Origin of the sequence: Psychrobacter sp. AOP30-A2-5 (assembly GCF_052378115.1) — a bacterium.
Taxonomy (GTDB): domain Bacteria; phylum Pseudomonadota; class Gammaproteobacteria; order Pseudomonadales; family Moraxellaceae; genus Psychrobacter.
Map to the genome: position 1 here is coordinate 47,503 of NZ_JBQSXK010000014.1, position 15,509 is coordinate 63,011.

Sequence of the window (15,509 nt, forward strand, 5' to 3'; positions counted from 1 at the left end):
AATAAGGAAACATACCGTCATGTCCGATTATTCGCAATTGATTGATGAGCTGCTAGCTACTGTAGCGCTTATTGAAGTGACCCCCGATGTCTTTGAGGGTAAGAGCCATGACTATGTTGGCAGTCGTATTTTTGGTGGACAAGTGCTCGCCCAAGCCATCATGGCAGCGGCGCATACACTGGACAAAGACAAACCCTGTCATTCACTGCACGGCTATTTTTTGCGCGGTGGTGATATCACGCAGCCAGTGATTTATCAGGTGCGCCGCTTGCGTGACGGTCGTAGTCTGTCTGCGCGTGAAGTGACGGCGATTCAGTATAAAGAAGTGCGTGGTAAAGCGCCCATTGAGCAAGTAATATTTTCAATGATAGCCTCGTTTTCGCCGATGGAAGAGGGTTTAGAGTATCAAGAAGACATGCCCGTCTATCCGCCACCAGAGGATTTACTGGCTGAGCAAGATTTAAAAGAAGAGTATGTCGGAAAAGTCCCAGACGCACTCAAAGCCCGTTTTATGCGGCGTCGCCATGTCGAAATTAAACCCGTTAAACCGCGTGATCCGATTCATCCAGAGCCAATGAAACCGAAGCAGGCGAACTGGTTGCGTATCCGCGAATTGGGCAATCAACCTGTTGCGATTCAACAAGCGCTATTGGCATTTTCGTCCGATTTTTATCTGGTTGGTACAGGGCTGATGTCACATGGTGTTAGCTTTATGACCAGCGGCTTGCAAGCGGCCAGTATCGATCACTCGATGCATTTTCATCGTAATTTTGATTTAAACGGTTGGATGCTATACGACATGTGGAGTGATACCACGTCTAATGCCAAGGGCTTAAACCATGGGCAGTTTTGGCAAGATGGTAAGCTGGTTGCTACGGTACAGCAAGAAGGTCTGATGCGTTTACGTGTGCCAAAGTCTTAGCGCTAATGATAGTTATAAAGAGCGTTAAATAAAAAAAGCGACTTAGCATGATGTTAAGTCGCTTTTTTCAATTTTGGGATAGACATTAGTTTTAAATTTCTTTAAAAAGAGAAGGAGCATACAGAATATTAGTGAAAGAGTTTTGCATGATTTTCCAATGACCATTATCTTCTGTTCTTACTAGTATATTATTTTCGTTGTCTTGATAATTAGTAGACACGCTAATTTCTTTGATAATCTTTTGGTCACCGCTTTCGAATTCTAGTTCCACCGTTACTAAAGTGATAGCTGCAGCCTTGTCTTCAATTGATACTATTTTATATGCTAAAGGTATATGTCTTCCAAAGTCTTCTTTAGTTAATCCTGCTTTTCTCCCTTTAGATTTATCGACAAAATATACAAGTGATTCTGCTAATAGCCCATACCTTCTAGTTATCCAGTTCTCTATAAATTCTGCTACTGCTCGCTCTGGAGTATTTAAAGGCAATTCCTCTGCTTTGCCTATATAAGGCAGATAAGTAACATTTTCTTTTGAACGTGGTTTCCAGCTTTCTATTAGCTTCTTTTGTCGCTGGGTGTCTGAAAAATCACTTAAAACTTCTTGCCAACCTTTTTCTTCTATTGAATCAGAACTTTTAGCACTTATTAATGCATCTGCCCAATCTCTAGTCGCAAAAAGTGCTGCCCAAACTTTTGCTGCTACTAATTTATTATCAAAAGCTAACTCTCTACCGTGGAGGATCCCATGTCTATAAGGAATAGTAAGAGCTTCTTCACTAGTTTTATTTCTACTTTTAGTGAATAGAGATGCTACTACTTGCAACCCTGTCTCATGTGCAGCCATAGAATCCCATACCGTCATGTTTGCTGAGTCGGCGAAAAAACCAACATGCTTTGAAATGTCATTCACAATACCATCAAGCAAGCTAAGTAGTAGAGGAATACAGGCATGATAGCGTTTTGCTAAGTAATCTTCTTTTGCAAGTTCAATAAGTCGGATACGACGTCGAAATTCTTGATTACCTTGTAACCTAAGTACTCCCCATTTTAGACAATCGGCATCATATGAATCAGTAAGAAACTGCTCAGCGACTTTTACACCTTCAGTATCATATTTAGCAATAGCTTCCTTCATAATTTCTAAGCTCATTGATTCATAAGCAACCCAACCCAATTCTGAAAATCGCTTGTTAAATTTATCAGGTACTTCAAAGATTTTGGCTTGATTTTTAATTTCAGGGAAACTATCAAAAGCCTTACTTATCTTCGGAAAAAATATTTTTAGAATTGGAGATATCTTATATAGAGTCTCTATACTTTCCATTTGATTTGTTATTTTGGCAATTGAAGGATTATCTTGAATTTTTTTAGGTTTGTTCATAAATTACCTTCAATAAATAGTTAAATATAGAATATTAGTTAATAAAACTGATTTTAACGCTCGATGATTTTTTCCATAGCGCGAGGCAGTCCTAAACTGTCTTGCGCTTTTTGTTGTGTCAACCATTTAAATGCTATTTCAGCCGCTGACAATTTCTCATTCAGCTCGTTTATTTGCTTAGCGTCAATCGTTAATTTACGCGGTGTCAAATACCAATGAAAATGGGTCAGTGAATGCTTAATAGGAGCATCGTCTAATAAAGTTTTACTGACTGCTTTTGCTGCCAATTTATGCTTATCTAACCACTCGTTGATAATTTGCTCGGCAGTGGTAAATTCTGCTTCATATACTTTTTCATTACTGGTCACTTTTAATGATGTATCGTCAATTTCAGTCGTCTTTTCTGCGGCAGTTTTAGTATTCACTTTGCCTGCGGTTTTTTCTACAAACTGTAAAGGTACACTCCACAGTCCGCCCCAAATGCCATTGTCAGGGCGTTGTAGCCATAGTATTCTGCCATCAATATCTTCAATCAATAACGCATTGCTAAACTTGCTGGGCTTGGGCTGCTTTTTTGCTTTGACTGGATAATCCGTTTCGCGCCCCTCAGCATGTGCCAAGCAGTCCTTTTGAAGAGGACATAATAGGCAGGCAGGTTTGCTACGCGTACATAACGTCGCGCCCATATCCATCATCGCTTGTGCGAATAACCCTGAATTCTCTATTGGGGTCAAACGCTCTGCCAATGCCCATAGTTCTTTGGTGGTGGCAGACTTGGTGATATCACCGTCAATCGCTGCCCAACGCGTCAAGACACGTTTGACATTGCCATCACAAATGACGCCATAACGATGCAGTCCCATCGCCATAATCGCGCCAGCAGTTGATGGCCCGACGCCAGATATGGCTTCCCACCCTGCTAGCGTCTGCGGAAAGTCGCCCGTCTCATCAATGACTTCGACCAGTTGTTTCGCGCCTTTATGCAAATTACGCGCACGCGCATAATAACCAAGTCCTGCCCAATGCTCCGCAATCGTATCCCATTCTGCGGCTGCTAAATCTTGTACCGTTGGAAACGACGCCATAAAACGGGCAAAGTAGGGCAGTACCGTCGTTACTTGCGTTTGCTGGAGCATGACTTCGGATAGCCAGACGATATAAGGATTGGGCGCGTCGGTTTGGTGCTGCTGCCAAGGTAGGTCATGGCGACCGTTTTCGGCGAACCAATCGAGTAGGCGCGGGGCGAACGAATCGAGAGAAGTAGAGTATTGAGTAAAAGTGTTTTCTATCGTTGTGAGGTTTGCAGTGGGGGTAAGCTGAGTCATATCATCAATTTGTGGCATATTAGTGTATGAATTATAACCGATTTTTGAGAGAAGTAAGTTGATATTGCTGTCGTGCGCTGTTTGAGATTACCACGATGTAAGCGTCTTTTGAGTATGAGTGTTAAAAAACAGAGTATGTAACAGAAAACTTAATGTAGAGTTGCAAATTTATAAAGTAAATCTTACAAAATTAAGTGAATTTTGTAGAAAAATTAACTTATCATTGTTGTGCTTTTTGCAAGATTATGACTCTCATTCTCGCTAGGGTCGCAAGAGCACCTTTGAGTTAACGATAACTCATTGTCTGGTTTCATCAAATACGCTTATTAAAGCTCACTAAGCATCATTTCAAACAAACGCTCACATGTATGAGTAATATTTAGGACTCTTTATGAAGTTAATGTCGAACTACTTATCTAAAGCAATATTGGCGCTAGCAGTCATTGGCTGTTCAGCCAACGTTATGGCCGCCAAACCAAATCTAGTATTACAACAGCCCAATGTTTCTTTAGAGTTGGCCAATGAATTAATCGATGCCACCATGGCAGCCTGTCACGCAGAGGGCAAATCTGCCGTGGTCGCAGTTGTTGATCGTGCTGGCAATTTAATCGCGCTACAGCGTGATGATAACGTTGGTCCGCACAATACTGATGCTGCTGTTCGCAAGGCATTTACGGCATTATCTACCAAGACGCCTTCACGCACTTTGGCGGATAATGCTCGCGCTAATCCAGACTCAAATAACCTGAATACGGTAAATGATTTATTGCTGATTGGCGGTGGTGTACCATTAAAATTTGGCAATGATGTGATTGGCGCTATTGCAGCGGGCGGCGCAGGCGGTGCAGTACAAGATGAAGCTTGTGCGTTGAAAGCTATCGAAAAAGTCATGCCTAAACAGAAGTAGTTGATGGCTTAGATATTGCTAAATGATTTAGATATCATCGAATAACTTCGATATCTCGCTAGCAGTAGACATAAAAAAAAGCCCTTAGGGGCTTTTTTTGCATGAGCTCTAAAATAATTTTATACAGCTAACATTATAGACAAAAAGGGTTATCGATTTACTTCCGATTCTTCCGCGTTTTCAAACGACGTAAGCGCTTCTCTTCTTCTTTGGCGATTCTTTTTTCTTCTGCTGCTAAGCGCTGCTCAGCGACGACGATTTTTTCCGTTTCGGTCATTGCTGGGTTCTCTAACGTGATGCTATTAAATAACATAATAAAAATAACTACTTAACTATGTCGAAAAGTAAGAGGTTGTTGATAGTATGATCGATGTATTTATAGATATAAGAGTTATTGTCTTTAAATTTTATTAAATAATCTGTTTCTGCACTAAACTTATAAATATCTAGGATTTCACTTAATTTCTGAGCCGCACGTTGGCGATCAAAATGGCCTGTAGGCAAGTACAAACATTCTTGCCCAAAGTATTTGTTAAAAATAATGGAAATTATATCCCTTAATCCCAGCTCCTCCACTGAGCTATACTCTGAGACATTGAGCTGAGATGCATTAGTAAAGTGTAAAAACTTAACGTCATCAATTTCTTTATTGTTTATCTCCTGAAATGTTCCTTCATCAATCATATAGACAAAGGATAGGAAAACCATCAGAATTTGCTCAACAATCTGTGACTTACTTTGTTCTTTGTCTTCAAAAATTATTAGAGTTTCTATACAACGAACAGTTTGTTCAATTTTACGAAGTGATAATTCACTGAGATCCAAGAAGGTTGGAATTTCATATATAAATTCATTATCTTTAAATTCTTGAGGGATAACATTACTAGCTTGTACAATCGTTTTAAAGTGAGTAACATTATTTTCAACTGATTTACCCTCAGTACCTTTGGTAGCAGTTGGCAAGTTAATCTGATATTTAAAGAATTTATATAGGTAATCATGAGAGTTGGTCTCACTGCCATAACTATGTTTTATAGTTGCTTTGAGCTGATCAGCATTAGTAATTAAAATAATCTGCACATTTTTAACATCAAAAACATGCTTGATAGTTTCAAGCATCATCACTGCAAAATCTGGCCGACAACGATCAAGTTCATCAATGAGGAGAATGATAGGGGTTTTTGTTGATATCGAAACAAGAGCAGCTTTCAAGTCAGCTAAATTTTTCTCCGCTTCTACTTGGTCTTTTATTATCGACTCAAGAGATTGGTCAATAAATGAGTCTGAACCCTCTTCTATAGCTTCCATACCTTCTTGAAATTCGTCAGGAATATCTGCTGCGTATTTGCCAAATGCCAAGCTCGCTATTGCCTTGATACCTATACCTGAGACTAAACGTAAATAGGGAATAGCATTTTTGATAAAGCTTTTTCGCCTATCATCGTCCTCACCATAGAATCCAGCCACCTCAGCTATAAGTGTTAAAAGCGGCTCGTTAGCGTGGTCAGCTTGAAAGGCGTTCACGTAGCCAACTTTGTAATTATTGAGATTATCTGCTTCAATTAGATTTTTGAGTTTAAAGCAAAATTCGGTTTTACCTGTACCCCATTTACCATCAATAATCATTGGAGAAACATCAATTGCAGAATCTAATAGCTTGATGATTTTTTCGGCGATAGGCTCACGTGTGAATTCATCTCTACTACCAAAAGTGAAATCTTTCATTACGTTATAATCTGTCATTACTCATTCTCTATATTTATATTTTAGATATACGATACTGATGTTATAAAGAGAATACAGACATAAAAAAAGCCCATAAGGGCTTTTATATATGCAATAGTTTTTTGAGTAATAAGCCTTTAGGTAAACCCTACTTCCGATTCTTCCGCGTTTTCAAACGACGTAAGCGCTTTTCTTCCTCTTTCGCCTTCTTCTTTTCTTCAGCAGCGATGCGCTGTTCAGCGACCACGGTTTCTTCAGCTTCAGTCATCGCTGGTGTTTCTAGCGTGATACGACCAATCTTTGCGCTACGCAATTCGTTAATGAGAATCTCAGACATACGGTAGGTATCGACTTGGTTGCCCGCGCGTACACAGCCGCGATTACGTCCAGCCACTTCAAAAAACTCCCAGTCAGTCTTTGGCAGCTCTTCAATTTTATAGCGAGTTTTTAGCAGCTCAGGATAGGCTTGCATTAGGTACTCAGCGGTATAGCTGGCTACATCAGCGAAGTCAAAAGCAGTATCACGGATACCGCCCGTCGCTGCTAAACGATAGCCAGAGTTTTCGTTTTCAACCTTTGGCCATAGCATACCGGGCGTGTCATAGAGCATGATGTCATCGTCGAGCTTAATCAGCTGCTGCGACTTGGTCACTGCTGGCTCGTCGCCTGTTTTTGCTACAGCGCGTCCTGCTAGCGTATTGATCAGCGTTGATTTGCCAACGTTTGGAATACCCATAATCATCGCTTTGATTTGACGACCAGTCCCGACTTTATTGGGTACGAGATGCTTACAGATGGCGATGATGCGTTTTACATCATTGGCTTTTTCAGTATCGCACGCAATGGCTTTGACCCCATCTTGCTGCTCGAGATAATCCATCCATGCTTGAGTCAATTCAGGATCGGCAAGGTCAGCTTTGTTTAGGATTTTGATAACAGGTTTTTCGCCGCGTAGTGCTGCAACCATTGGGTTTTCACTACTATAAGGAATACGCGAGTCAATCACCTCGATGACCAAATCCATCTGCGGCATGACTTCTTTGATTTCGTTACGGGCTTTGTTCATATGCCCAGGGAACCACTGAATACTTGCTCTCTTATCCATCTGCTTTCATAACCTTTTATAAAAAATGCTAAAAGTAAAACAATCAACGTTTACTTTCTAATGGTGTCCAGTTTACTACAGAACCACCTTGCTCACGGCACAATTTCACCCAACCAGCTTTGTCATTACGCTTGATTTTGGTTTTCTGTTTCCTCGTGCGTGGGTGGTAATGGAGCGAGATAGCCAATTAATAGTATTAAACTGCCTGCGCCAAGGAAGGATATCACTCGCCAAATCGCTTCGGTTTGTGACAAATCGACTAAGACTAGTTTAAGGACGACGACACCCAATAGCCCAATACCCATAAACCAAAGCGCGCGTTGCCAGTAGCGACTCGCTATGATGGTGGCAACCAATGCCAAGAGCGTCCATAAAATCGTCAGTCCTGTTTGTACTTGCTCGCTCTGCCATGCGCCGCCTTGATGGTCATCCCAAAGTGGCGTACCAATAAAGGCGTGTAGCGTTCTGACCAACATGCTGGAGATTAACCAAAAACTGATTAGTCCCAATATGATTAGCAAATTCTCAGTGGTGAATACGCGCTTAGATTTGGCAGCTACACTCGAATCGATAACGGTTTCATTGTGGCGACGTTGGCTGATGTAATACAGACTAAAGCCAACCGATAGCGTCAGCCATGAGGTAATGTCGTATAAATTCAGTAGTGGGAAGTAGGACATACCCCAAATTACACCATCATATAACCAGTTGGTAATGATGACCCAACTTAAAGCAATGGGCGCAAAGATAGCCGCGCAGCTTAATAGCGCTTGTTGCCAATCAAACCAGTATAGTGGGCTTTGTTTTAATAGCTGATTCGTGCGCTTATTTTGCTGACGATAATCGGAATTACGATAGCTGAAGCATAGCCCAGCCAATATTAAAATGGCTGGCATCAAGACAGCCATCACGCCAGCGGAATCTGCGAGTCCATAGTGGGCGGCGGCAGCAATGATTAAAATGCTAGCTCCCAGCCAGCTCGTGCCATCATAGCGTGACAGCTCGGAATGGTCGTACCACGTCTTTAACCACGATTGTCCGATAATCAACCAACCAACGATTAAACTAGTAAATAGTAGCCAATCTGCTGTCTGCCATATTAAATGAAACTCGAATTTTTGCGGCAATTGTATGACGAGCATGAGATAAAAGACGATCGATAAGCCGTGGCTAAGCTGTCTGATTTCTATCCACGAGTGATAACGATTGATTGTCCAATAAATGGCAAGGCTGACCAGTGCTGCGAGTGCAATCATGGTCGTCGTTGCCAGTGTCCAACTGGCAAACCATTGATTAAAATCAAGCAACAATACTTGTATCATCCAAGCCATAGCAGTAAAGGTCAAAAACCGCATGAATACAGGGCTGTGCCAAACAAGATTAAACACGGTGCTTTGGCTATTGATTGAGGTTAGCCATTGCTGGGCGGCATGAGTGCTAATACCTAACGCGTTGGTATAGGTTGCTATCGCATCTGGCGTGGCGTTTTGCTCTTGAGAATATGTTGAATGATTATCTAAGCTATCATTTAAGTCTTCGTTCAAACTATCATTTAGCATAGCTGGCGAGTTGTTCGTGCGTAAAATAAATACAGTGGCTAGATAAGTCATAGCCGAAATGGTTAATGCCAATGTCGGATAATCTTGAATGGCGAAGACGACTTTTACCATCAGCATGCCGATACTGATTAGCTGCAATAAAAGACCGAATAGCACTGACCACGCTCGCAATGAGCGCCGTCCAAACCATACCAGTGCCAGTCCTTGTACTGACCAGCCAAAAGCAATCCATTCAGCATCTAATGCTAAAGGTATTACCAGCGCCAAAAAACCAAATCCTAAAGCCAGCATACCTTCGGTGATTAAGGCATAACGCTGGCTACGTTGTATAAACAACCAGCCAAGTCCTAAATAAACAGTGGCTAAAATAGCACTCGCGATGGTTAAGGCGTTAGAAATGTCATCTAATAATGCCGCAAATAAACCAAAGGCTAATATCGGCACTGAAAATAGTAAGCCAGTATCAATAGGAAATACATAGCTGTTATTTCTTACGTGAACGCTATCTAGATGTTTTACGTTGTCTGCGCTATCTGTCTGGATGATGTCTGTTTCATTAAGGGTATTGTAGACAATGATTTGTTGGGCGTAGCGAATGACGACAAACAGATATAGCAGTAAATGTAAGGTGACCAGTAGGACTAAAGACCAGCGCTGCGCCTCAATGACTGTGCTCAAATTTTCACTGATGCCCCAGTAGTAAGCTAACCCAAAGGTCACAGTGACACCGAATAAATTCAGTATTTTCCATGGGCGGTAATGCGCGATAATCGCAATCGTCACGTTCAATAGCAGATAGTAACTAAACAATATCACCAAACTGCCCGTGTCTTCACTGGTCAAAATAGGCGCAAAAAAACCACCCGATAATGCCAACAACGCCAGCGGAAAAGCGTTTTGACGCACGGCGAGTGCAATGGTAATCGCAGATAATAGCCCAAGCCCAATAAAACTCGGTAAACTAGGCAAGACTTGGTAAACGCTATAGGCAAAAAAGGTCGTTAAATACGCAATCGCTAAGCCTGCGCCTTGTAGGGTGATGCCATAAGCAAAGCGATTTTTTGCCAATTTTAGACCTAATGCTGCCAGACCTAAACCGAGGATGCCTATCGCTAAAAGCTTGGATGCTATCGACACTTCGATATAGTCGCTTAACAAGCGAAGTAGTAGCACCACACCGATAAGTAAGACGATCACGCCAACGCGTACGACTAGATTACCGCCAAAAAACCAGTTTTTGATGGAGTGAATGAGTGAAGTGACGATAGGTAGTGAGCGCTCATCCGGCTCTATGGGCGATGGTTTTTTTGGAGAAGGGATTGGTTTCGGGTTAATCGTAGCAGTAGGTAAAGGAGGTGCTGAGTCAAATAGCTCCTCGATAATAGGTTGGGGCGAGTGAGTCTCAGCTATCGTTTGAGCCATTGGTTCAGTATGAACATCAACGTCATTATTGGCGTTATTATTCATAGAGCTGACACGGTGTTGCTGCGCTTGTAACTCATCTTGCAGTTGCGTGATGTCTTGTTGAAGCTGATCAACGCGTCGCTTTAGTTTATGGTAAAAAACGATAATCACTACTAGACAAACAAGCCATACAAACCCGCTGATATCAGACATAGCGCTACCACACCGTTACTCAATATTTGATGGCTTGATGATGACTCGATTTCAAAGCAAACACAAGCAAAGCGCTCATCAAAATAAACGGGCTAGCCCAAGATTATTCGTTCACGATCATGGAGCTGACCTTGATGCTTTATAAACTAAGATGTTTAAGCGGCATATAATTTATGTCTTTCTGATAATGTACATTCACGCAGGGTTAGATAATTCACCATACCTGAGACGATACCTGCAATAACACCGATAATAATTAAAGCTGAAATCAAAGATACTTCGACCGTACCTGCGTATTTTTGCCATAGTACAGCAAGAGAGGTCAATACCCCAAAGGTGAAAAATCCATGCTTTATCGTCAACCAAAAAGCGGTTGGGAAGAAGGCTACTTTTTTTTCTTTGATACCAAAATAAGCCACCATAGTCAAAATCATGGCTAACGTAATCGATAAGGTAACGGAGGTACCGAGCACCGTGTCTTCATTATTGGTAATAGAGTCAACAGATATTGCGATTGATGAGTATGTTTTTAAGAAGAAGTATTGTATGCCGCCGTTAATGAAGGCATTGATTACGCCAGTAAGCATAGCGCCTTTTAGCAATTTTGCGTTTAATGTTGTTGTCATGGTTTATGTTCCAAGTCTAAGCGAATAGGTTTATGCATAAAAAATACTGAGTAGATAAAATCCTACCCAGTATGGTCGAATGCTCAACACGCCCTAGTATGTATCGTTTATAAATTTATGATTAAAGTGATGGCTGAGTTTATGAGGTGGGCATTTTGCTTTTATAAACACCGCCGCCATTGACTGTCAGTTCGGCACCAGTAATCCAAGACGCTGCATCACTTAACAAAAACGCCATCGCTTGAGCGATATCTGCTGGCACGCCACGTCGTTTTAGGACGATACCTTTGACCACATTATCGATCATTTCTTGGGTATAACCGGCTTCTTCAGAGGAAGCACCATTATCTACTGTACCGATGATTAGTGAGTTAAAGCGCACTTCAGGACCTGATGCGACCGCCATACTTTTTACCATATTTAGCAAGCCCGCTTTAGCTGTGCTGTATTCGATAAATTCTGGCGATGGTGTATTACCAACCATGGATCCAGAAAATACCACAGAGGCGTTTTCTTCTTGTTTTAAATACGGCATACATAAACGAGTCAAATGATAAGATCCCAAGGTGTTGAGCTTATACGCATTGACCATTTTTTCGGTGGTAGATTCCCATAAGGGCGTATTTGCACCCCAACCGACGTTGTTGACTACTGCAGAAATCTTGCCGAATTTTGCAATAGTTGCATCGACCAAGGCTGCAATTTGCGTCTCATCAGTAAAGTCAGTTTTCATACCTAAGGTTGCATTGCCTGTTTCTTTTTCGATATCAGCGGCAATTTTCTTCACTTTATCTTCATTTAAATCAGCGAGGACAATGTTGCCTCCTAATGAGCTTAAAAACCGTGCCGCCTCGCTACCAATAGCGCCTGCTGCACCACTGATAATGATGGTTTTATGATGAAAGTCGAATAGTTGTTGGATGGTTTTCATGGTTTTACCTTATTATTAGTGAGTGATTAAAGAGCTATCAGCAAGTGGTGTGACCGATTTTATAAATCACGACTGTACAATAACCATGTTAGCGTCTTAAATCCTTACTAATAGTAAGCCTTTGTAAGTGTGTAATGACCAATATGGATTTGTTTACGATAAAAAAGCAGAGTGCGCCGGGCGCACTCTGCTATGCCGGGCGCACTCTGCTATATAGTGGGTTAATAGATAGGGGTTAATAAATAATGTGTTAATAACCTGAAAACAGCTATTGATATGCCTGATCCAAAGATTATTTACCTAAGTTATTTACCTAAGTTATTTACCTAAGTTATTTACCTAAGTTATTTTCCATAAATTCAAGCATGTTTTCCCAGCTTTGCTTGGCAGCAGATTCGTTGTAGCCAAGATCAACATCATTTTTAGCAGCGCGCTCATCGGCATGTGGGTTGGTAAAGCCATGCTTAGCGTTGTCATAAACATCGATAATATAGTCAACACCAGCAGCATCTAGTTCTGATTTTAGACCTTCTATTGCTTCCATGGATACCATTGAATCATCGCGACCGTGAGCAACCAATACGTTAGCGGTGAAGTTTTTATCCGCTGGCTGTTTTGGTGTTGGGTTGCCATGGAAAGTGGCAACCGCTTTTAATGGCATGCCTTCGCGAGCCATATCAAGCACGACCTTACCGCCGAAGCAAAAGCCAATCGCTGCTAGATTGTCACCATCAACGGCTAACTGGTCGCTAAAGTCATTAAGGATTAAACGGCAGCGCGCCATCAGCATATCTTGATCTTCTAATACTTGCTCCATCCACATATTCGCTTGTGCAGCATCGGTGGTCAGCTTGCCTTCACCGTAGACGTCCATTGCGACGGCGGCATAACCTGCTTCTGCCAAGCGCTCGACCACTGATTTTGGGTGATCAACGATACCCCACCATTCTGGCGCTACTAAAATTCCCGCAACAGGATGGTCGTCAGATGCATTTTCTGGCAATGCCACATAGCTGATAAGCTGGACACCGTTTTCGGTGGTACTGATTAATTCAAAAGTCTTAATTGACATATTATTATCCTTTTTTATGTGAGGAGTTGTACGTTATAAAGGTTATTTGTCTGTGTTTTTGCGACATCGTTTTTCTTACTTTTACTACCTTAACGCTCAACCTAGGCAAAAACAGCTATAATACTGTAACGCTCTTTATCAAAATGCTACGGCACCTTTATGACACTAAACTTGTTAGACAACTGTGCAGCCCATCTCGACTCTGACGCAACTTTGCCGCAAAAAGTCACGGAAAAATCAGCTGTGAGCTTATTTCCTGACAGTGGTAATGAAAGCAACAGCGACCATGACAGTAAGCTCAATGATACCTTGCGTCCGAATTTTTGGTCGCGCTTTGCACTGTCAGAACTCAATCATAGCGAATGGGAAGCGTTGTGTGATGGCTGTGGCAGCTGCTGTTTGATTAAGTATATTGACGAAGATGAGAATGGCGATGTGGATGAAGAGTTGGTCGAGTATACCGATGTGACTTGCCAGCTAATGGACTGTACGACGGGTTATTGTCAGCACTATGACACGCGTCAAGAGCATGTGCCAGACTGTATTCAGCTGACCATGGACAATCTGCCGCAGATGATGTGGTTGCCTTCGCACTGCGCCTATAAGCGTTTGTATAAAGGACAAAATTTGCCAAATTGGCATTTGTTATTGACCCAAGATGCAGTGGTAACGCAGCAACAAATGCGTGCTGCCAATGTTGGCGTGGCAGGGCGCTGTGTTTCTGAAACTGGTCTGTCTGATGAAGCGATGGAGGAGCGGGTGGTCAGCTGGGTTAAGCCTTGATAATATTGAGAGTTACTGAAATCAGTGACATCAGTGACGTTGGTATTATTGCAGGGTAAACGTACAATGCGACTTGATTTTAATAAGAAGCCTGAGCTGCAGATTTGGCTTTTGCCTCAGCATCTTCTTGCGTGTCAGCCAATGGCGGGATAGGAATATCCTGACGAATTTGCTCAGAGAACTCGCGGCTGTTTTCGTTGCTATTAACGCCAGACTCTAGATTGATTTGATTATCAAATCCTTTAACCTTTGAGTTGATATGGGTACGCTCGTACCATGTATCCATTGACCAAGGCTGTCCAGTATTTTCTGGATTAGCGTCAAGCATACCGACATCATATAGATAATTTGGCAGCCAGCCAGAGACCCAAATACGATAATCCCACGGCAGGCGATCACCACTGACGATACGCGCCATATAAAAAATGATATTGGTGCAATTACTGAGTAATGTGTTATACCAAGCAGGCTTGGTATTCAATTCATCGGCAGCGGTTAAGTAAGATTCAAATAGTGACTTGACCTCGTGCTGCTGCAAGTTACTAACGGGAAATAGATAAACTTGCTCGCCACGCGCATTCGTTCGGGTATAAATAATATCGCGCTCTTCTGCGGCAATCAGGCTCAGCTCATAGCGTCTAAAAAACCCTGCTAATGCCGAAAACGACTCGCCTTCTTCTTTACGAATCTCAAATGAGAAAGCAAGCGGTCTATCATCTTCAAAACGAAAACTGACCAAAGTATGGGCAATCAGTGGACCCATCCAGTAAGAATTGGTGACATCGACGCCAGATAGTTTGGACATATCAATGGTACGTGTGTCCCAGCGTTCGGTCGCCTCCGTGTCGGTATGCCAATCAAAGTTGCGTACATTGGTTAGGGTCACTAAATTAGGGTTGATTGCATCGCGCTCGTAAGTGACTCTTTCACTTACCTCAGCCATCCAGTCGCGCTCTTGTTGGGGTTCAATAGAAAAAAACCAGCCAACGCCTACCAACCAAATAGCGCCATATAAAGCGGTTAACCATTTATTTGCTGACTTACTATTTATGGTTGCTTCGTTGCTCCATGGTTTACTGCTGTGTTGTTTATGATCAAAGCGCTGAGCTATTTTCGGCCAATAGCGAACGCTCAGTAAGGCTGTCAGTACACCAACAATGAAAATTGCGGCTAACCAAGTGATGGCAGAGCCTGCCCCAAACTGATACCAAATCGCCAGCAATAACCAGACGGCTGACAGTAGCAAGGTAATAATGATGAAAAACTGTACAAAATAATATCGCCATGTAGGTGTCGGTTGGCGACCATTCGCAGTGTTATTTTTTAAGCCGTGTCTATCCGAACCATGATTATTTGACTCAAGCGTGTCCAAGCCGTTATCTGAACGATGGCTATGTGAGTGCGGCGTGAGCAGGCGAGAGAAAAAGGAACGTAGCGACATAGGGTGTGCTTTGGTGTGTGAAGGCTTTGACCATAGCAAAGTTTATAACGTACTGACAATACAATTTGAGTGAATTTATCGTTGAATGTCGGTGAGCCTTGCGCTAAAGTGAAGC

The 15,509-nt window shown here is 42.1% G+C and carries 13 protein-coding genes; 3 read left to right on the forward strand and 10 right to left on the reverse strand.

The genetic code is table 11. The features are described 5' to 3' along the window. The first annotated feature begins 19 nt into the window (after positions 1–19). A complete protein-coding gene (locus ACT3S4_RS10570; RefSeq protein ID WP_045452453.1) occupies positions 20–922 on the forward strand; it encodes an acyl-CoA thioesterase in 903 nt (300 codons plus the stop codon). A 91-nt stretch (positions 923–1,013) separates the two neighbouring features. Here the strand turns inward: ACT3S4_RS10570 and ACT3S4_RS10575 are convergent, their stop codons facing one another. Both ACT3S4_RS10575 and mutY read right to left on the reverse strand, forming a co-directional pair. Continuing rightward, positions 1,014–2,303 (reverse strand): hypothetical protein, encoded by a 1,290-nt coding sequence (locus ACT3S4_RS10575; RefSeq protein WP_444761019.1) that lies wholly within the window; start codon positions 2,301–2,303, stop codon positions 1,014–1,016. A 53-nt stretch (positions 2,304–2,356) separates the two neighbouring features. Continuing rightward, a complete protein-coding gene (gene mutY / locus ACT3S4_RS10580) occupies positions 2,357–3,628 on the reverse strand; it encodes an A/G-specific adenine glycosylase (RefSeq protein ID WP_444761020.1) in 1,272 nt (423 codons plus the stop codon). 391 nt (positions 3,629–4,019) lie between these two features. Between mutY and ACT3S4_RS10585 the strand changes: the two genes are divergently transcribed. After that, the gene (locus tag ACT3S4_RS10585) at positions 4,020–4,535 is read left to right on the forward strand and encodes a GlcG/HbpS family heme-binding protein (RefSeq protein WP_444761021.1); all 516 of its coding nucleotides are present in this window, start codon (positions 4,020–4,022) and stop codon (positions 4,533–4,535) included. Between the two features lie 157 nt (positions 4,536–4,692). Here the strand turns inward: ACT3S4_RS10585 and ACT3S4_RS10590 are convergent, their stop codons facing one another. The 7 genes from ACT3S4_RS10590 to ACT3S4_RS10620 form a co-directional block, all read right to left on the reverse strand. Then, entirely contained in the window at positions 4,693–4,848 is a 156-nt protein-coding gene (locus ACT3S4_RS10590; RefSeq protein ID WP_444761022.1) for a hypothetical protein, read from the reverse strand. An 11-nt stretch (positions 4,849–4,859) separates the two neighbouring features. Continuing rightward, positions 4,860–6,278: a KAP family P-loop NTPase fold protein gene (locus ACT3S4_RS10595; protein ID WP_444761023.1), complete on the reverse strand. Its 1,419-nt coding sequence runs from the start codon at positions 6,276–6,278 to the stop codon at positions 4,860–4,862. Positions 6,279–6,408: 130 nt separating this feature from the next. Then, entirely contained in the window at positions 6,409–7,365 is a 957-nt protein-coding gene (gene ylqF, locus ACT3S4_RS10600) for a ribosome biogenesis GTPase YlqF (protein ID WP_444761024.1), read from the reverse strand. A 125-nt stretch (positions 7,366–7,490) separates the two neighbouring features. Beyond that, complete coding sequence (locus tag ACT3S4_RS10605) at positions 7,491–10,541, reverse strand: DUF2339 domain-containing protein (protein ID WP_444761025.1); 3,051 nt, start codon at positions 10,539–10,541, stop codon at positions 7,491–7,493. A gap of 155 nt (positions 10,542–10,696) precedes the next feature. Next, positions 10,697–11,167 (reverse strand): hypothetical protein, encoded by a 471-nt coding sequence (locus ACT3S4_RS10610; RefSeq protein WP_055125326.1) that lies wholly within the window; start codon positions 11,165–11,167, stop codon positions 10,697–10,699. Between the two features lie 139 nt (positions 11,168–11,306). Then, a complete protein-coding gene (locus tag ACT3S4_RS10615) occupies positions 11,307–12,098 on the reverse strand; it encodes an SDR family NAD(P)-dependent oxidoreductase (protein WP_250163240.1) in 792 nt (263 codons plus the stop codon). 331 nt (positions 12,099–12,429) lie between these two features. Next, positions 12,430–13,170, reverse strand: coding sequence for a dienelactone hydrolase family protein (locus tag ACT3S4_RS10620; protein WP_444761026.1), 741 nt, complete (start codon positions 13,168–13,170; stop codon positions 12,430–12,432). A 309-nt stretch (positions 13,171–13,479) separates the two neighbouring features. On the opposite strand from ACT3S4_RS10620, the gene ACT3S4_RS10625 reads away from it, so the two are divergent. Continuing rightward, positions 13,480–13,953 (forward strand): YcgN family cysteine cluster protein, encoded by a 474-nt coding sequence (locus tag ACT3S4_RS10625; RefSeq protein ID WP_444761029.1) that lies wholly within the window; start codon positions 13,480–13,482, stop codon positions 13,951–13,953. Between the two features lie 79 nt (positions 13,954–14,032). On the opposite strand, the gene ACT3S4_RS10630 is transcribed toward ACT3S4_RS10625, so the two are convergent. Further along, positions 14,033–15,394, reverse strand: a complete 1,362-nt coding sequence (locus ACT3S4_RS10630) for an Lnb N-terminal periplasmic domain-containing protein (protein ID WP_201560909.1) — start codon at positions 15,392–15,394, stop codon at positions 14,033–14,035. Between the last annotated feature and the right edge of the window lie 115 nt (positions 15,395–15,509).

Coding starts and splice junctions, on each gene's coding strand:
- ACT3S4_RS10630 (WP_201560909.1), bottom strand. CDS start 15,394: ATGTCGCTACGTTCCTTTTTCTCTCGCCTGCTCACGCCGCACTCACAT.
- ylqF (WP_444761024.1), bottom strand. CDS start 7,365: ATGGATAAGAGAGCAAGTATTCAGTGGTTCCCTGGGCATATGAACAAA.
- ACT3S4_RS10615 (WP_250163240.1), bottom strand. CDS start 12,098: ATGAAAACCATCCAACAACTATTCGACTTTCATCATAAAACCATCATT.
- ACT3S4_RS10610 (WP_055125326.1), bottom strand. CDS start 11,167: ATGACAACAACATTAAACGCAAAATTGCTAAAAGGCGCTATGCTTACT.
- ACT3S4_RS10620 (WP_444761026.1), bottom strand. CDS start 13,170: ATGTCAATTAAGACTTTTGAATTAATCAGTACCACCGAAAACGGTGTC.
- ACT3S4_RS10575 (WP_444761019.1), bottom strand. CDS start 2,303: ATGAACAAACCTAAAAAAATTCAAGATAATCCTTCAATTGCCAAAATA.
- ACT3S4_RS10590 (WP_444761022.1), bottom strand. CDS start 4,848: ATGTTATTTAATAGCATCACGTTAGAGAACCCAGCAATGACCGAAACG.
- ACT3S4_RS10605 (WP_444761025.1), bottom strand. CDS start 10,541: ATGTCTGATATCAGCGGGTTTGTATGGCTTGTTTGTCTAGTAGTGATT.
- ACT3S4_RS10595 (WP_444761023.1), bottom strand. CDS start 6,278: ATGACAGATTATAACGTAATGAAAGATTTCACTTTTGGTAGTAGAGAT.
- ACT3S4_RS10570 (WP_045452453.1), top strand. CDS start 20: ATGTCCGATTATTCGCAATTGATTGATGAGCTGCTAGCTACTGTAGCG.
- ACT3S4_RS10585 (WP_444761021.1), top strand. CDS start 4,020: ATGAAGTTAATGTCGAACTACTTATCTAAAGCAATATTGGCGCTAGCA.
- mutY (WP_444761020.1), bottom strand. CDS start 3,628: ATGACTCAGCTTACCCCCACTGCAAACCTCACAACGATAGAAAACACT.